Below are 16,687 nucleotides of genomic sequence, written 5' to 3' on the forward strand. Positions count from 1 at the left end.
CCTTTTGGTTTCACACCCTATTCGCACATCAATTTAATAGACATTCAAGTCGCACGACGCTTGGGATGGGTGAAGATTTGCTTTTCGATCCTGCAAGGCTCTTGAAGGCCATTTTTCATGAACCATATTGGTTCACGTGCGGTGCCGATCATCGGGCCGCACGATCGATCAAAGCCGTTCCGTGCCGGAGCGGCGCTGACGATCCTGGTTCAATTCGCTTCTGATGGAGGTTTTGACATGCGTATCGACCTGACCCCTTATCGTCGTTCGACCATCGGGTTCGACCGGCTGTTCGATCTGCTGGAGACCAACGCGCGTGGCGCTTCGGCGGAAAATTATCCCCCCTTCAACCTCGAACGTCTGGCCGAGGACCGTTACCGCATCACCCTGGCGGTGGCCGGTTTTTCGCGAGACGAAATCGAGATCACTGCGCAGCAGAATATGCTGCTCGTCACCGGCAAGAAGGATGACAAGGCGACTGCGCCCAACTTCCTGCATGTCGGGATTGCCAATCGCTCGTTCGAGCGGCGCTTCGAACTGGCGGACTTCGTGTTCGTCGAGGATGCGCGCCTGAACGACGGCCTGCTCGTCATCGACCTCGTCCGCGAGGTCCCCGAGGCGATGAAGCCCAAGACGATCGCGATCAAGACGGGCCAGCCGCTCGCCGCAGTGGAACATCACGCCGACCACAAGGCCGACGAGGCCAAGGCGGCGTAAGCAAGCTCGACGTCTTTCCCTCCCTAAAGACGTCGCGAGGCGTCCGGACCGACGGGTCCGGGCGCCTTTTGATTTTTTTCGAGCCTCCGTTCGGGCGGAGCGAAGTCGAAGCCTTTGCCTCGCCGCCAACCCAAAAAGAAAACCCCGCCTCCATCATCTGGAGGCGGGGTTCTCAAATCACACCAACCGGCTCTGCTTCACCGCCGCTTCGATGAAGCTGGCGAACAGCGGATGCGGGTCGAAGGGCTTGGATTTGAGTTCCGGGTGGAACTGCACGCCGACGAACCAGGGGTGATCGGGCCGCTCGACGATCTCGGGCAGCGTGCCGTCGGGCGACATGCCGCTGAACACCAGGCCGCCCTTTTCCAGCGCGTCCTTATAGCCGGTGTTGACCTCGTAACGGTGACGATGACGTTCCGAGATGTCCTCGCCGCCATAGATGGAGGCGACCACGCTGTTGCCTGCCAGCTTGGCCTGATAGGCGCCCAGCCGCATCGTGCCGCCCAGATCGCCGCTCGCCTCGCGCTGTTCCAGGCCATCACGGCCCATCCATTCGGTGATGAGGCCGACCACGGGCTCGGACGTCGGACCGAACTCGGTCGAGGAGGCGTCCTTAATCCCTGCCAAATGCCGCGCGCCCTCGACACACGCCATCTGCATCCCGAAACAGATGCCGAAATAGGGCACACGGCGTTCGCGCGCGAAGCGAACCGCCTCGATCTTCCCTTGCGCTCCACGTTCACCGAATGCGCCGGGGACCAGGATGGCGTGGCACGGCTCGAGCTGCTGCGCGATCTCGCTCTCGTCGCCCTCGAACAGTTCGGCGTCGATCCAGCGGATATGGACCTTCACCTTGTTGGCGATACCGCCATGCACCAGTGCTTCGTTGAGCGACTTGTACGCATCCTGCAGACCGACATATTTGCCGACCACGCCGATCGTCACTTCGCCTTCCGGGTTCACCAGACGATCGACGATCTCGGTCCAGCGCGACAGGTCGGGCGCGCCCTGCGGCTCGATGCCGAAGGCGCGCAGCACCTCCGAATCGAGACCCTCGGCATGGTATTGGAGCGGCACCGCATAGATGCTCTTGGCATCCAGTGCCGGGATGACCGCCGAGGGCGGCACGTTGCAGAACAGGCCGATCTTGGCGCGGTCCGAGGCGGGCAGCGGATGCTCGCAGCGGCAGACCAACACGTCGGGCGCGACACCCAGAGCCGCGATCTCGCGTACCGAATGCTGGGTCGGCTTGGTCTTCAACTCGCCCGCCGCCGCGATGTACGGCACCAGCGTGACGTGGATGCTGATCGACTGGCCACGGCCCAGTTCGTTCTTGAGCTGGCGGATCGCCTCGATGAAGGGCAGCGACTCGATGTCGCCCACGGTGCCGCCGATTTCGCAAAGGACGAAATCCAGGTCGTCGCCATTCTCATCGACGGTATCGGCCTTGGCGAACGCCTTGATCGCGTCGGTGACGTGCGGGATCACCTGCACGGTCGCGCCGAGATAGTCGCCGCGCCGCTCGCGCTCGATGATCGTCTTGTAGATGCGGCCGGAGGTAACATTGTCCGACTGACGCGAGGCCACGCCGGTGAAACGCTCATAATGGCCGAGGTCGAGATCGGTCTCGGCCCCGTCATCGGTGACGTACACCTCGCCGTGCTGATACGGGCTCATCGTGCCCGGATCGACGTTAAGATAGGGATCGAACTTGCGGATGCGCACGCGGTAACCGCGTGCCTGTAGAAGAGCCGCAAGAGAGGCCGCCATGAGGCCTTTGCCGAGCGACGAAACCACGCCGCCGGTGATGAAAATATACCGCGCCATGGGAAGAATCGCCTAGCTTGGATGGGGTGGATACGACAACAGCAAAGATGCGCGCCGCCGACAATTTGCGGCGGCGCGAGGGCCTAAGCTGCGATGAAAACGGGATTTAGCGGGCGAGCGGAACCGCCGAATTGTCGGCAGGCTGCGGCGCGGCCGAGCCCTGGGCGGGGGCCGCCGCACTGCCGGTCGGCACCGGAGCCTGGGCCGGCGCGGTGATCGGTGCCTGAGTCGCAGGCGTCCGGGCGAGCGAGGTGTCGATCGCAGGCGCCCCGCGCGTCGCGGCGAGGACCGCGAGCAGGATCGAGAAGCCGACGAACAAGGTCGCCAGCACCGCCGTCGCGCGGCTGAGGAAGTCCGCCGCACCACGCGCCGACATCAGCCCCGACGGGCTGCCCCCCATGCCCAGACCGCCGCCTTCCGACTTCTGCATGAGGATCACCGTGACCAGGGTCGCGGCGATGAGAGCGTGGATGACGAGCAGAAATGCGAACATGAGGCGCGTGTGATCCCGATTGAGGGGTGTGCGAAACCGCGCACATAGGCGAGCCGGGGGATGGGATCAACCATGTGGCGCCGAACCCGATCGCCCTGCCCTCGCTCACCCGGAGGAAACGGAGTCGAACGGCGGCGCGGCGGCGGCCCTTCTGCCCATCCCCGCCCGCTCCGCCATCGTGGGCACGAAGCCCGCCTCGGCGGGAATGATCCGGCAAGATGGGAATCCCCTCACCCAAGTTGTTCATCTCAAAGGAACAGGAGTGAAACCACCATGGATAAAGGGCGTTATGACTTCGAAACAACGCCCGGCAAAGCCCGGCTCAGCCATTGGAATCATCGTCGTGTCCCACCCGCACGAAGCTCAGTCGCTGTTGGCCTGGATGAGCGCCTTGGTCGATTATGTCCGTTCGGGCGAGCCCGATCTGACCAACCGGCAGATGGCCTTGCTGCTGGTCGTCTATCTGCGTCCGGGGCCCCATACGGTGCGCGGTTTGGCGCGCGCTTTGAACGTCTCGAAACCCGTCGTCACCCGTGCCTTGAATAGACTAGGAACGCTGGGCTATCTGCGCCGCCAACGCGATGATAGCGACAAGCGTAACATCTTTGTCGCCAGGACACCTGAAGGGGCGGACTTTCTTGAAGAATTCGGACATTTCATCGGCGCTGGCGACGCCCCCGGCCTCCAGCGGGCCAGCGCGTAAGAGCTTTGCGCTACAGGGTCGGCGGGTCAGTCTCGACCCGCGGACCAACGCGGTGCGTCCCGATCTGGCCGATGTCCGGCTCGCCGAATACGTATTCGCGCCGCATTATGCCGCTCCCCTGCCCTATAAGACCAGCGCGCCGGTCACCTTGCGCGAGGGACGCGCGACGGGCAGCATGGTCTTGGCCGAACTGGCGTCGGGCGAGACTTTCGAGGTACTGGAGGTCGCCGGCGGCTTGGCCTGGGGCATCGCCCCGGTGATGGGGCTGGTCGGCTATTGCGACGCCAGCGGTCTGGAGCAGGTGCAGTGACGAAGACGGTTTTCATCGATGGTGGCGCGGGGACGACCGGGCTGGAGATCGCCGACCGGCTGTCCGGGCGGCCCGATCTGTCGATCCTGACGCTGCCCGATGAACGCCGCAAGGATGCACAGGCCCGGCGCGAGGCGATCAACGACGCCGACTTCGTCATCCTCTGCCTTCCCGATGATGCCGCGCGCGAGGCCATATCGCTGATCGCGAACGACCGCACGCGGGTCGTCGACGCCTCGACCGCGCATCGGACCGCTGAAGCTTGGGTCTACGGTTTCGCCGAACTGGAGCCGGAACAGCAGCAGCGTGTCGCGAATGCCCGCTTCGTCTCCAACCCGGGCTGCTACCCAACCGGTTTCCTGGCGCTGGTCCGCCCGCTGGTTCGTGCCGGGATCATTCCCGCCGACTGGCCTGTCTCGGTCAACGCCGCATCGGGCTATTCGGGCGGGGGCAAGGCGATGATCGCGGAATATGAAAGCGCCACCCAGCGCGCCTTCCGTCCCTATGGCCTGTCGGTGGCGCATAAGCATGCGCCCGAGATGCAGCGCCATTCGGGGCTGACCCACGCCCCCATCTTCGCCCCCGCCGTGGTCGACACCTATCGCGGCATGGTGGTCGAAGTGCCCCTGCCGCTTTATGCCCTGCCCGGCGCGCCGTCGCTCGACACGGTCGCGGCCACCCTGGCCGAAGCCTATGCGGACAGCCGCATCGTCACGGTCGCCCCCGGCGACATCGCGGCGGTGAATATCGAGGAAAATGCCGGATCCGACCGGATGACCTTGCGCGTCTGCGGCAATGCGGCCACGGGTCAGGCTCGACTGATCGCCACGCTCGACAATCTGGGCAAGGGTGCCGGGGGTGCAGCGGTGCAGAATTTGAACATCATGGCCGGACTCGATCCGACCGCCGGCCTCGTGCTCTAAGGAGACGTCATGACGCGCAATCCCGTTGGCAAGCTGCTGCTGTTCGGTGCGACCGGCGACCTGTCGCAGCGTATGCTGCTGCCGTCGCTGTTTAATCTTCATTCCGACGGCCTGTTGCCCGAAGACCTGACGATCACCGGCACCGCGCGCTCGGATCATGACGACGCCAGCTTCCGGGATTTCGCGGCAAAGGCGCTCGACACCTTCCTGCCCGATGACCGCAAGGACCAGGAAAAAATTGCGGGCTTCTTAAATCGATTGCAGTATCAGTCGCTCGACGCGTCGACGACGGAGGGTTTCCCCGCGCTGGCGGAGAAGGTCGGCGATGTGTCCAACGGCCTGGCCATCTATCTCTCGACCGCGCCCAGCCTGTTCGAATCGACGATCAAGGGCCTCGAATCGGTCGGCCTGGCGGGTGAGACGGTGCGGATCGGCCTGGAAAAGCCGCTCGGCTATGACCTCGCCTCGTCCAAGGAGATCAACGACGCTGTCGCTTTCGGCTTCCCCGAGGAGCGGACCTTCCGCATTGACCATTATCTGGGCAAGGAAACCGTCCAGAACATCCTGGCGCTGCGCTTCGGCAATTTCTTCTTCGAGCCGATCTGGAACGCCAACGGCATCGACAATGTCCAGATCACCATCGCCGAGACCGTCGGGCTGGAGGATCGCGCCGGTTACTATGAGGGCGCAGGTGCGCTGCGCGACATGGTGCAAAACCATATCCTGCAACTTCTCGCGCTGATCGCGATGGAGCCGCCGGCGCGTTACGACGGCACCGCGATCCGCGATGAAAAGGCCAAGGTCTTCCGCTCGCTGCGCCTGATGACGCCGGAGGAAGTGCCCCAGAACACCGTCACCGGCCAATATGTCGACGGCGCGGTCGGCGGCAAGATCGTCGGTTCCTATGCCAATGAACTGGGCAAGCCGTCCAAGACCGAGACCTTCGTCGCGATCAAGGCGCATGTCGACAATTGGCGCTGGCAGGGCGTGCCCTTCTACCTGCGCACCGGCAAGCGCATGGCGACCCGCCGTTCGGAAATCGCGATCCAGTTCAAGCCGGTTCCGCACTCGATGTTCGCCGGGCGCGGCGGCATCCTTCAGCCCAACACACTGGTCATCCGCCTCCAGCCAGAGGAATATATCCAGTTGCTGGTGATGGCGAAGGAGCCGGGTCTGGACCGCGAAGGCCTGCGCCTGCGCGAAGTGCCGCTGAACCTGTCGCTGGACGCGGAGTTCGCCGGAACCCGCCGTCGCATCGCTTATGAACGGCTGTTGCTCGACCTGATCGAAGGCGACCAGACGCTGTTCGTCCGCCGCGATGAGGTGGAGGCGCAATGGACTTGGATCGACGCGATCCGCACCGGTTGGAACGCTGCCGACGTCAAGCCCAAAAGCTATCCGAGCGGCAGCTGGGGCCCGTCCGCCGCGATCGCGCTGACCGAGCGGGATGGCGTGACCTGGCAGGACGACTGACACGCCCTATTCGCCGAACAAGGGCGGATGCGTTTTGGCGCCGACTTGGCCCGCCCCAATGGCGGGCCGGGGACGGCTCCGCGAATATCAGGACAGAGATGACATGACCGACGAAATCGAATGGTGGGACTATGAGGATACCACCGAAATGGCGAACGCGCTCGCCGGCGACATCCAGTTCATCATCGAAAGCGCGATCGAGGCGCGCGGCGCGGCGGTGATCGCGCTGTCGGGCGGCAAGACGCCGATCCCGGTCTATGAAAAGCTGGCCCAGGCCAAGCTCGATTGGAAGCGGGTGACCATCGTTCCCGCCGACGAGCGTATCGTGCCGTTGGGCGATCCGCTGTCCAACGTGACGATGATCGGCAAGATCTTCCTGCCCAAGGGCGCAAGGGTCATGCCGATCGTGCCGCAGGCGACGTCCGACTATAAGGCCGCCGGACGTTCGGCCGATGCGCTGATGCAGGAGCTGCACTGGCCGCTCGATCTGGTGCTGCTGGGCATGGGTGCGGACGGTCACACCGCCTCGATCTTCCCCGGCCCCGATTATGACGAAGCGCTCAACGGGCCGAAGGAGCGCCGCGCGCTGGGCCTGATGCCAGAGCCCCTGCCGCCTGAGGCGCCGGTCGCGCGCGTGACGCTCAGCCGCGCCGGGATCGTCTCGGCCCGCTCGATCATGTTCGCCATTTCGGGCCCCGCCAAGAAAAAGGTTCTGGAGGACGCGATCAAGGAAGGCGCATCCTCGCCCTATCCCGTCGGCCGCGTCCTGGCCGAGGTCGAACTGCCAATCGACATCCACTGGAGCGAGCAATGAGCTTGAACGCCGCCGTTTCCGCCGTCACCGACCGGGTCATCGAGCGTTCGAAGCCCGGGCGGCAGGCCTATCTCGACCTGATCGCGCACGAGGCCGAAACGGCGGTGCGCCGCCCCAATCTGGGCTGCGCCAACCTGGCCCATGCCTATGCCGGGACCGAGGAAGATCGCGACGCCATGAAGGCGGATCGCGGCATGAACATCGGCATCGTGTCGGCCTATAACGACATGCTGTCCGCACACGCCGTCTATTACCGCTATCCGGAACTGATGAAGGTCTGGGCGCGCGAGGTCGGTGCCACGGCGCAGGTGGCGGGCGGCGTGCCCGCCATGTGCGACGGCGTGACGCAGGGCTATGCGGGCATGGAGCTGTCGCTGTTCAGCCGCGACACCATCGCGCTGTCGACGGCGGTCGCGCTGAGCCACGGCACCTTCGAGGGGGCCGCGCTGCTGGGCATTTGCGACAAGATCGTTCCGGGCCTGCTAATGGGCGCGCTGCGCTTCGGCCATCTGCCGATGATCCTGGTTCCCGGCGGCCCGATGCCGACGGGCCTGCCCAACAAGCAGAAGGCCGCCGTTCGCGAGGCCTTTGCCGAGGGCAAGGCGGGGCGCGAGGAACTGCTCGATGCCGAAATCGCCGCCTATCATTCCAAGGGCACCTGCACATTCTACGGCACCGCCAACACCAACCAGATGATGATGGAGGTGATGGGCCTGCACATGCCGGGCGCCGCCTTCGTCAATCCGGGCACCAAGCTGCGCCAGGAGCTCAGCCGCGCCGCCGTCCACCGTCTGGCCAAGATCGGGCAGCGGGGCGAGGACTACCGGCCGCTGGGGCGCTGCGTCGATGAAAAGGCGATCGTCAACGCGGCAGTCGGCCTGCTGGCCACCGGCGGGTCGACCAACCACCTGATCCACCTGCCCGCCATCGCGCGCGCGGCGGGGATCATCATCGACTGGGAGGATATGGACCGCCTGTCGGCCGCCGTGCCGCTGATCGCGCGGGTCTATCCCAACGGCTCTGCCGACGTGAACGGGTTCGAGGCGGCGGGCGGCATGCCCTATGTCATCCGCGAACTCCTGTCGGAGGGGTTGCTCCACCGCGACATCCTGACGGTGGCGGGCAAGGACCTGTCCGATTACGGCCAGACGGCGGTGATCGCGGACGACAAGCTGGCCTGGACCCCGGTCGGCGACAGCGGCGACGAGACGATCCTGCGTCCGGCCGCCGCGCCCTTCTCGCCCGATGGCGGGATGCGCATCCTCTCGGGCAATCTGGGCCGCGCCTGCATCAAGGTGTCCGCCGTTGAGCGCGAGCGCTGGATCATCGAGGCGCCCGCGCGCGTCTTCTCCGACCAGTCCGAAGTGCAAGCCGCGTTCAAGGCGGGCGAGCTGGAGCGCGACGTCGTCGTCGTCGTCCGTTTCCAGGGGCCCAAGGCCAATGGCATGCCCGAGCTGCACAAGCTGACCCCGCCGCTGGGCGTGCTCCAGAACCGGGGCTTCAAGGTGGCGCTGGTCACCGATGGCCGTATGTCGGGCGCGAGCGGCAAGGTGCCCTGCGCCATCCATCTCAGCCCCGAGGCGATCGGCGGTGGCGCGATCGGGCTGATCCGCGATGGCGACATCGTCCGGCTGGATGCCGTCGAGGGTACTCTGAATGCGCTGGTCGATCCGGTCGAATGGGCCGCGCGCGAACAGGCCGTGACCCCCGCCCCCGTTCAGGGCATGGGCCGCGAGCTTTTCGCATTGTTCCGCCAGGCCGCCGACGAGGCTGAGAAGGGCGCATCGCCCATTCTCGCCGGCGCCGGTCTGTAAAAGATAAGGGGGAGGACATCATGGAAATCGTTGCCGTCGATATCGGGGGCACGCATGCGCGCTTCGCGATCGCCGAGGTCGAGAATGGCCGCGTCGTCAAGCTGGGCGAACCCTGCACGCAGAAGACCGCCGAGCACGCTTCGCTCCAAACCGCGTGGCAGGCGTTCGAGGCGCATATCGGCCGTCCGCTGCCCAAGGCGGCGTCGCTCGCCATCGCCTCGCCGATCACGGGCGACGTGATCCGCATGACCAACAATCCCTGGGTCATCCGCCCCTCGCTGATCCCCGAGCGGCTGGGCGCGGACATCTATACGGTCATCAATGATTTCGGTGCGGTCGGCCATGCCGTCGCGCAGGTGCCGGAGGAGGATTTCCTCCATATCTGCGGTCCCGAAGAGCCGATGCCCGAACAGGGCGTCGTCACCGTCTGCGGCCCCGGTACCGGCCTGGGCGTCGCACAGGTGTTGCTGACGCCGCAACGTTATCATGTCATCGAGACTGAAGGCGGGCATATGGACTATGCCCCTCTGGACGGCATCGAGGATGCGATCCTCAAGCGCCTGCGCCGGACCTATACCCGCGTGTCGTGCGAGCGGATCTGCTCGGGGCCCGGCATCGTCGCCATCTATGAAACGCTTGCCTCGATGGAAGGCCGCGCGATGCCCAGCCGCGATGATCGCGAAATCTGGACCGAGGCGCTGGACGGCACCGACTCGATCGCGCTGGCCGCGCTCGATCGTTTCTGCCTGGCGCTCGGCGCGGTCGCGGGTGACTTCGCCCTGGCGCAGGGGGCCAAGACCGTCGTGATCGCGGGTGGCCTGGGCTATCGGATCAAGGACAAGCTGTTGCGCTCGGGCTTCGACCAGCGCTTCGTCGCCAAGGGGCGTTTCCAGTCGCTGATGGCGCGCATTCCCGTCAAGCTTATCACCCATCCCCAGCCCGGCCTGTTCGGCGCGGCTGCGGCCTTCGCACAGGAGCATACATGACCGACATCGCCACCATCATGCGCACCAGCGCGGTCATCCCCGTGCTGGTCATCGACGACGCCGCCACCGCCAAGCCCCTGGCCGAGGCGCTGGTCGCGGGCGGCCTGAAAGTCCTGGAGGTGACGTTGCGCACCCCCGCCGCGCTGGAAGCCATGGCCGAGATGAAGAAGGTCCCGGGCGCGATCGTCGGCGCGGGCACTGTGGTCAACGAGAAGCAGCTGCGCGACGTGGCGGATGCCGGCGCCGAGTTCATCGTCTCGCCGGGTCTGACCGACCGTCTGGGCGCGGCGGTGATCGACAGCGGTATTCCCTATCTGCCGGGCGTGGCCAATGCAGGCGACATCATGCGCGGGCTGGACATGGGCCTGACGCACTTCAAGTTTTTCCCCGCAGAGACCAGCGGCGGGCTGAAGGCGCTGAAGGCGCTGGCCGCGCCCTTCTACCAGGCTCGCTTCTGCCCGACCGGCGGCATCACCGAGGCCAGCGCACCCGATTGGCTCGCATTCGACCGCGTGCTGTGCGTCGGCGGTAGCTGGGTGACCGGCGGATCGATGGCGGACGTCGAGGCCAAGGCCCGCGCGGCATCGGCTCTGCGCGGCTGATCGCAAACCCTCCCCAAGCGCTACTTGGGGGGGGCGTACGCTAGTTAAGTGGGACGGCAGGGCGGTCGCGCCATTAAAAGAGCGATCCCCTCCGTCACGCTGGCGGCGATCAACCGCCCGCCAGCTCCAGCAACCACGTTCGAAACGCGCGCATCGCCAGCCCTTCCTTGCGCGACAGCAACCGCGTCAGCCAATAACGCCCCGCGTCGACCTCCACGGCGAAGGGCTGGGCCAACCGCTCGGTCGTCAGCTCGTGCCCGAACATCGCCTTGGGCGCGAGCGCGACGCCGAGTCCCGCCATCGCCGCGCCCACCATCAACGCCGAGCTGTCGAACATGGGACCGCGCAGGGCGGGCGGCTGAACGCCCGCCGCCTCGAACCAGCGCTCCCATTCACTGACCCGGTAGGACCGGAGCAACCGCTCGCGGACCAGATCGGCGGGATCACGCAATCGCTCCGCCACCAGTGGCGCACAGAGCACCGTCAAAGGTGCCGCCATCAGCGGTTCGGCATGGGTGCCGTGCCAGGCGCCGTCGCCGAAACGGATCGCGAAGTCCAATCCCTCCCCCGCCAGATCGACCCGGTTGTTATTGATCGACACCCGCAGGTCGATATGGGGATGCGTCGCCGCGAAATCGTCGAGCCGGGCGAGCAGCCATCCGGTCGCGAAGGTGCCCACCACGCCGATATTCAGGACATATTGGAACCGCCCATCGGCGAAACGGTCGAGCGTCGCACCGATCCGGTCGAACGTCTCCGCCAGCACGGGCACCAGCGCCTGCCCGTCATCGGTCAGCGCCAGTCCGCGCGGGAGGCGATGAAACAGCCGCGCCCCCAGCCGCTTCTCCAGCGCCGATACCTGATGGCTGACCGCCCCCTGGCTGACGCATAATTCGATCGCCGCGCGGGTGAAATTCAGATGCCGCGCCGCCGCCTCGAAAGCGCGAAGGGCGTTGAGGGGAAGTTGCGCGCGGTCCATGGCCTATCATGAGATTGGCTCATGGCTGTGTCTAGGGAAGATGCTTTGTGCGCCGCGCGTCGCACCCGCATGATCGCGACCGAGGAGAACGACCATGCTAGCCACATTCGCCATCGCCGTCACACTGGCGGCCGCCGCCGGACAACCGCAAGCCGATCCCCTGACCCAGCCGATCGCGACCGAGCGTGAGGCGGAATGGCTGGCCCCACGCCCGCCGGTACGGGTGTTCGGCAACAGCTATCTCGTGGGCTTTGGCGGGTTGAACGTTGCATTGATCGACACGGGACGGGGCCTCATCCTGATCGACGGCGCGCTTCCCCAGGCGGCTCCGGCCATTCTTGCCAATGTCGCCAAGCTCGGCTTCCGCCCCCGCGACATCAAATATATTCTCAGCACCGAGCCGCATTTCGACCATGCCGGGGGGATCGCCGCACTCGCACGCGACACCGGCGCGACCGTCATCGCCAGCGCGCGCGGGGCGGAAGGGTTGCGGACCGGGCGGCTGGCGGCCGACGATCCCCAGCGCGGTTATGACAGCCGCTTTCCCGCCGTCCGCTCGGTAAGGGTGATCCGCGATGGCGAGCGGCTGACGCTGGGCAACACCGTCGTCACCGCGCGCGCGACGCCCGGCCACACCATGGGCAGCATGAGCTGGACCTGGCGTTCCTGTCAGCGTGACCAGTGCCGGTCGATCGTCTTCGCGAGCAGCCTGAATCCGGTCTCGACCGACGATTATCGCTTCTCGGCCTCCTCCAGCCGCCCCGTGGTCGCCGCCTTCGCGCGCGGCCAGTCTGCGATGCGCGCCCTGCCCTGCGACATATTGATCACCGCCCATGCCGATCAGGACGGCGCGACTGACCGTTTCCGCACCACAGCCGGTGCCTGTCGCGCTTATGCGCAGTCGTCCGAACGCGCGCTGGCCAGGCGGCTGCGCAGCGAACGGCGCTGAGCCTTACATCTCGCCGCGCTGGCGACGGATCGCGTACCATTTGCGCACATTGGCATTATGCTCTGCCAGCGTGTCGGCAAAGACATGGCCGCCCGATCCGTCCGCCACGAAATACAGCGCCTTGCTGTCCGCCGGGTTCAGCACCGCATCGATCGAGGCGCGGCCAGGATTGGCGATCGGGCCGACCGGCAAGCCGGGGCTGGCATAAGTGTTGTACCCGTTCTTTGCGTGCAATTCGGACCGCAGGATGCGACGCCCCAGCGGGCGGCCTTTGGTGATCGGATAGATCACGGTCGGATCGGCCTGGAGCGGCATCCCGATACGCAGCCGGTTGCCATAGACCGCCGCCACCGTGCGTCGCTCAGACGGTTTGCCGGTTTCCTTCTCGACGATCGAGGCGAGGATGATCGCCTGCTCCGGCGAAGTGACCGCGATGCCGGGCTTCCGATTCGCCCACGCCTTGGCGAGATAGTCGCGCATCGCCTTCTGCATCCGCGCCACCACCGAAGCGCGGGTGTCGCCCTTCTGATAGGCATAGCTGTCGGGCAGGATCGATCCTTCCTTCGGGACCGACACATCGCCGGTCAGGCCATCGGCGCGCATCAGCGCGTCATGGACCAGCACCGAGGGATAGCCCTCCGGCACGGGGACCAGCCGCTGGCGAACCTTGCCCTCCTTCAACAGGGTCAGCACATCGGAGGCACTGGCATGTTCGGGAATGGCATATTCGCCCGCCTTGATCGCGGCCCCGCCACCGAACAGCCGCGCATAAAGACGGAAGCGCCCGGCCGAGCGAATCGCGCCAGCCTTTTCCAGTTCGTTGGCAGCGCGGGCGAGGCTCGCCCCTTCGGGCACGACGACGGCGAGCGGCCTGTCCGCCGGGCCGCTGCCCGCCCAGTCATGCGCGACCCAGGCGAAGACGGCGATGCCGATCAGCCCCAGCAGCAACCCGATACAGCCGACCTTGCGCATATATCACCCGGTTAGGAAAGGGCGCGAGGCCCGAACACATAACAACCCCGGCACCGATCCGGGCCCGCTTGCATATCCAGCCCGATGGCGCGGGCCTGAACGTTTTGCAAGCGGACCCAGCGGTCGCCGGGGTTGGAATTCAACGCTTCACTCGATTCGCGCCGAGCGGAGGTCGGGAAGCGGTATGAAAGCTCAGATCGCCTTCATCACCAGCGAGGCGTTGGTGCCGCCGAAGCCGAACGAGTTGTTCAGCACCGCCTTCACTTCACGCTTCTTGGCGACGTGCGGAACCAGGTCCACGCCCTCGGTCCCTTCGTCCGGATTGTCGAGGTTCAGCGTCGGCGGCACGATCTGGTCGCGCAGCGCCAGGATGCAGAAGATGCTCTCGACAGCACCGGCACCACCCAGAAGGTGACCGATCGCCGACTTGGTGCTCGACATCGACGCACCCGACAGGTCGTCGCCGAACACGCGCTTGGCGGCGGCCAGCTCGATCGTGTCGGCCATGGTCGAGGTGCCGTGCGCGTTGATATAGTCGATGTCCGACGGCTCCATGCCCGCCTTGCGCAGCGCCATGCGCATCGCATTCTCGGCGCCCTTGCCCTCGGGGTGCGGCGCGGTGACGTGATAGGCGTCGCCCGACAGGCCATAGCCGACGACCTCGGCATAGATTTTCGCGCCGCGCGCCTTGGCATGCTCATATTCCTCGAGCACGACGACGCCCGCGCCTTCGCCCATCACAAAGCCGTCGCGGTTCTTGTCATAGGGACGGCTCGCCTCGGTCGGGCGGTCGTTCATGCTCATGTTGAGCGCGCGCGCCTGGGCGAAGCCGGCCACGCCCAGCGGGTTGATCGTGCTTTCCGCACCGCCCGCCAGCATGATGTCGGCATCGTCGTCGCGGATCATGCGCGCCGCGTCGCCGATCGAATGCGCGCCGGTCGAGCAGGCGGTGACGACCGCATGGTTCGGCCCCATCAGCCCGTATTTGATGCTGACCTGGCCCGAGATCAGGTTGATCAGGCGTCCATGGACGAAGTGCGGGCTGACCCGGCCGGGGCCCCGCTCGTGCAGGTTGACCGATTCGATCTCGATACCCGGCAGGCCGCCGATGCCCGAGCCGATCGACACGCCCGCGCGCAGCTTCGTCGCCTCGTCCATCTCGGTCAGGCCGGCATCTTCCAGCGCCTGTCCGGCGGCGTCGATGCCATAGACGATGAAGGGATCGACTTGGCGCTGGACCTTGTGGTCGACGCGCTTGTCGGGGTCGAAGCCAAATTCATGGTCCTTGGGCTTCACCTCGCACGCGATGGTGCATTTCTGCCCCGTGGTATCGAACCGCGTGATCGGACCGGCGCCGGACTTGCCAGCGATCAGATTGGCCCAGGCGGTTTCCACGTCCGCGCCCAGAGGCGTGACAAGACCCAGTCCGGTGACGACGACGCGCCGCATATTCCACTCCATTCCACAACGAAAACGGCTCCCCGCCCGCTATGTCGGGGTCGGGGAGCCGCTTTAAACCTGGCCTTGGCGGCCCGTTCGGCCCGCATCACCTGCGGGCCGAGGCCCCGGTATCAGGCCTTGTTCTCGTCGATGTACGTGATCGCGTCCTTGACGGTCGTGATCTTCTCGGCGGCATCGTCCGGGATTTCGACACCGAACTCTTCCTCGAACGCCATGACGAGCTCGACGATGTCGAGGCTGTCGGCACCGAGGTCGTCGATGAAGCTCGCGTCCTCGGTCACCTTGTCGGCTTCGACGCCGAGATGCTCGACGACGATCTTCTTCACGCGGTCGGCGGTCTCGCTCATGGTAATCCCTTCTCGTAATTCATCGGGGGTTGATACTTCCTGAACGCACGTAGAACGCGCGTCCTAGTCTGGCAAGCCCGTCCAGCGACGGACTTTGGCCAGGATAGGATCATTCGTGTCCGTCAGCGGCTCAAAGCATCGCCATGCCGCCGTTGACGTGCAGCGTCTGCCCGGTGACATAGCCCGCCTCCCGCGACGCCAGATAGACGACAGCGGCGCCAATATCCTCGCCCTTGCCCAGATCGCCCGCCGGAATGCGGGTCAGCAGCGCGGCCTTCTGCGCCTCGGGCAGAACGTCGGTCATCGCCGAACGCATGAAACCGGGGGCCACGCAGTTGACGGTGATGTTGCGACTGGCCAGTTCCTGCGCCACCGCCTTGGACATGCCGACGATCCCGGCCTTGGAGGCGGCATAGTTGGCCTGCCCCGGATTGCCGGTCGCACCGACGACCGAGGTGATCGAGATGATGCGGCCGAAGCGCGCCTTCATCATCGGCTTGGCGGCGGCACGGATCAGGCGGAACGCGGCTTCGAGGTTGACGCGGATCACCTGATCCCACTCCTCGTCCTTCATCCGCATGGTCAGGTTGTCGCGGGTGACCCCCGCATTGTTGACCAGGATGTCGAGCTTGCCGCCCAGCGCTTCCACGGCTTGCGGGATCAGCGCATCGACCGCGGCGGGGTCGGACAGGTTGCAGGGGACGGCAACATGGTCCCCGCCCAGTTCGGCGCGAAACGCCTCCAGCTTGTCGATATTGGAGCCGGACAGCGCCAGCTTCGCACCCTGCGCCGCCAGCGCCTTGGCGACGGCCGAACCAAGGCCACCGGACGCGCCGGTCACGAGGGCGGTCATTCCTGTCAGGTCGAACATGCTTATTCTCCGATTCTTTGGTTCACGCGGAGACGCGGAGACGCGGAGGGAGTGTGGGAATTGACGATCCGTCGCACCCCTTCTCTCAGCGTTGCGCCGCCAAAGTTGATCAGCAGACCGACTGGCTGGCCGGTCAGTCTCAAATAGGTCAGCAATTGTTTGGCATGAGCGGCGGAAAGCCGCTCGACGGATTTGATCTCCACGAGCAAGCGCTCGTCGACAAGCAAGTCAATGCGAAACGCGGCATCGAACGTCATGCCGTCAAAATGAATATCGACGGGGCGCTGCCGCGCCACGGGCAAGCCCATCTGAACGAGCTTGCCCGCCAGCACGGTTTCATAAACGCTTTCCAGAAGACCAGGCCCCAAGTCGCAATGCATCCGCAACGCAACGTCGAGAACCGCTCCACTGATTTCGTCTATGTCCCGCATCTCCGCGCCTCCGCG

Annotated in this window: 18 protein-coding genes; 10 read left to right on the forward strand and 8 right to left on the reverse strand. The window is 65.6% G+C overall.

The features are described 5' to 3' along the window. Nucleotides 1-237: 237 nt before the first annotated feature. Nucleotides 238-717: an Hsp20 family protein gene (locus NZL82_RS01225; protein ID WP_261267959.1), complete on the forward strand. Its 480-nt coding sequence runs from the start codon at nt 238-240 to the stop codon at nt 715-717. A 177-nt stretch (nt 718-894) separates the two neighbouring features. Here the strand turns inward: NZL82_RS01225 and NZL82_RS01230 are convergent, their stop codons facing one another. Together NZL82_RS01230 and secG are read right to left on the reverse strand one after the other, a co-directional pair. Continuing rightward, nucleotides 895-2,544 carry a CTP synthase gene (locus NZL82_RS01230; RefSeq protein WP_261267960.1) on the reverse strand — a complete coding sequence of 550 codons (1,650 nt, stop codon included), beginning with the start codon at nt 2,542-2,544 and terminating at the stop codon, nt 895-897. A gap of 106 nt (nt 2,545-2,650) precedes the next feature. Continuing rightward, complete coding sequence (gene secG, locus NZL82_RS01235; RefSeq protein ID WP_261267961.1) at nt 2,651-3,037, reverse strand: preprotein translocase subunit SecG; 387 nt, start codon at nt 3,035-3,037, stop codon at nt 2,651-2,653. Between the two features lie 382 nt (nt 3,038-3,419). On the opposite strand from secG, the gene NZL82_RS01240 reads away from it, so the two are divergent. The 8 genes from NZL82_RS01240 to eda all read left to right on the forward strand — a co-directional run bounded on the left by NZL82_RS01240 (nt 3,420) and on the right by eda (nt 10,662). Beyond that, nucleotides 3,420-3,740, forward strand: coding sequence for a MarR family transcriptional regulator (locus NZL82_RS01240; protein WP_175311482.1), 321 nt, complete (start codon nt 3,420-3,422; stop codon nt 3,738-3,740). A gap of 52 nt (nt 3,741-3,792) precedes the next feature. Beyond that, a complete protein-coding gene (locus tag NZL82_RS01245) occupies nt 3,793-4,050 on the forward strand; it encodes an SH3 domain-containing protein (RefSeq protein WP_261267962.1) in 258 nt (85 codons plus the stop codon). Further along, nucleotides 4,047-4,973: an N-acetyl-gamma-glutamyl-phosphate reductase gene (gene argC / locus NZL82_RS01250; protein ID WP_261267963.1), complete on the forward strand. Its 927-nt coding sequence runs from the start codon at nt 4,047-4,049 to the stop codon at nt 4,971-4,973. The genes NZL82_RS01245 and argC overlap by 4 nt, the downstream gene beginning before the upstream one ends. A gap of 9 nt (nt 4,974-4,982) precedes the next feature. Continuing rightward, nucleotides 4,983-6,446, forward strand: a complete 1,464-nt coding sequence (gene zwf / locus NZL82_RS01255) for a glucose-6-phosphate dehydrogenase (protein WP_261267964.1) — start codon at nt 4,983-4,985, stop codon at nt 6,444-6,446. Nucleotides 6,447-6,549: 103 nt separating this feature from the next. After that, nucleotides 6,550-7,260: a 6-phosphogluconolactonase gene (gene pgl, locus NZL82_RS01260; protein ID WP_261267965.1), complete on the forward strand. Its 711-nt coding sequence runs from the start codon at nt 6,550-6,552 to the stop codon at nt 7,258-7,260. After that, nucleotides 7,257-9,074, forward strand: coding sequence for a phosphogluconate dehydratase (gene edd, locus NZL82_RS01265; protein ID WP_261267966.1), 1,818 nt, complete (start codon nt 7,257-7,259; stop codon nt 9,072-9,074). Before pgl ends, edd begins: the two co-directional genes overlap by 4 nt. 20 nt (nt 9,075-9,094) lie before the next feature. Beyond that, on the forward strand, nt 9,095-10,060 hold the full coding sequence (gene glk / locus NZL82_RS01270) for a glucokinase (protein ID WP_261267967.1): 966 nt from the start codon (nt 9,095-9,097) through the stop codon (nt 10,058-10,060). Then, a complete protein-coding gene (gene eda / locus NZL82_RS01275) occupies nt 10,057-10,662 on the forward strand; it encodes a bifunctional 4-hydroxy-2-oxoglutarate aldolase/2-dehydro-3-deoxy-phosphogluconate aldolase (protein WP_261267968.1) in 606 nt (201 codons plus the stop codon). The genes glk and eda overlap by 4 nt, the downstream gene beginning before the upstream one ends. Nucleotides 10,663-10,771: 109 nt before the next feature. Here the strand turns inward: eda and NZL82_RS01280 are convergent, their stop codons facing one another. Further along, nucleotides 10,772-11,641 carry a LysR family transcriptional regulator gene (locus NZL82_RS01280; protein WP_261267969.1) on the reverse strand — a complete coding sequence of 290 codons (870 nt, stop codon included), beginning with the start codon at nt 11,639-11,641 and terminating at the stop codon, nt 10,772-10,774. A gap of 94 nt (nt 11,642-11,735) precedes the next feature. Between NZL82_RS01280 and bla the strand changes: the two genes are divergently transcribed. Further along, nucleotides 11,736-12,590 carry a subclass B3 metallo-beta-lactamase gene (bla, locus tag NZL82_RS01285; protein ID WP_261267970.1) on the forward strand — a complete coding sequence of 285 codons (855 nt, stop codon included), beginning with the start codon at nt 11,736-11,738 and terminating at the stop codon, nt 12,588-12,590. A gap of 3 nt (nt 12,591-12,593) precedes the next feature. On the opposite strand, the gene mltG is transcribed toward bla, so the two are convergent. The 5 genes from mltG to NZL82_RS01310 form a co-directional block, all read right to left on the reverse strand. Continuing rightward, complete coding sequence (mltG, locus tag NZL82_RS01290) at nt 12,594-13,562, reverse strand: endolytic transglycosylase MltG (RefSeq protein WP_261267971.1); 969 nt, start codon at nt 13,560-13,562, stop codon at nt 12,594-12,596. Between the two features lie 192 nt (nt 13,563-13,754). Beyond that, a complete protein-coding gene (gene fabF, locus NZL82_RS01295; RefSeq protein WP_261267972.1) occupies nt 13,755-15,011 on the reverse strand; it encodes a beta-ketoacyl-ACP synthase II in 1,257 nt (418 codons plus the stop codon). A 122-nt stretch (nt 15,012-15,133) separates the two neighbouring features. Continuing rightward, a complete protein-coding gene (locus NZL82_RS01300; RefSeq protein ID WP_007403554.1) occupies nt 15,134-15,370 on the reverse strand; it encodes an acyl carrier protein in 237 nt (78 codons plus the stop codon). 130 nt (nt 15,371-15,500) lie between these two features. After that, nucleotides 15,501-16,241 (reverse strand): 3-oxoacyl-[acyl-carrier-protein] reductase, encoded by a 741-nt coding sequence (gene fabG / locus NZL82_RS01305; RefSeq protein WP_261267973.1) that lies wholly within the window; start codon nt 16,239-16,241, stop codon nt 15,501-15,503. 2 nt (nt 16,242-16,243) lie between these two features. Beyond that, nucleotides 16,244-16,672: a GxxExxY protein gene (locus tag NZL82_RS01310; RefSeq protein ID WP_261267974.1), complete on the reverse strand. Its 429-nt coding sequence runs from the start codon at nt 16,670-16,672 to the stop codon at nt 16,244-16,246. Nucleotides 16,673-16,687 lie beyond the last annotated feature (15 nt).

It is taken from the genome of Sphingomonas sp. LC-1, assembly GCF_025371035.1.
Lineage (GTDB): Bacteria > Pseudomonadota > Alphaproteobacteria > Sphingomonadales > Sphingomonadaceae > Sphingomonas > Sphingomonas sanguinis_E.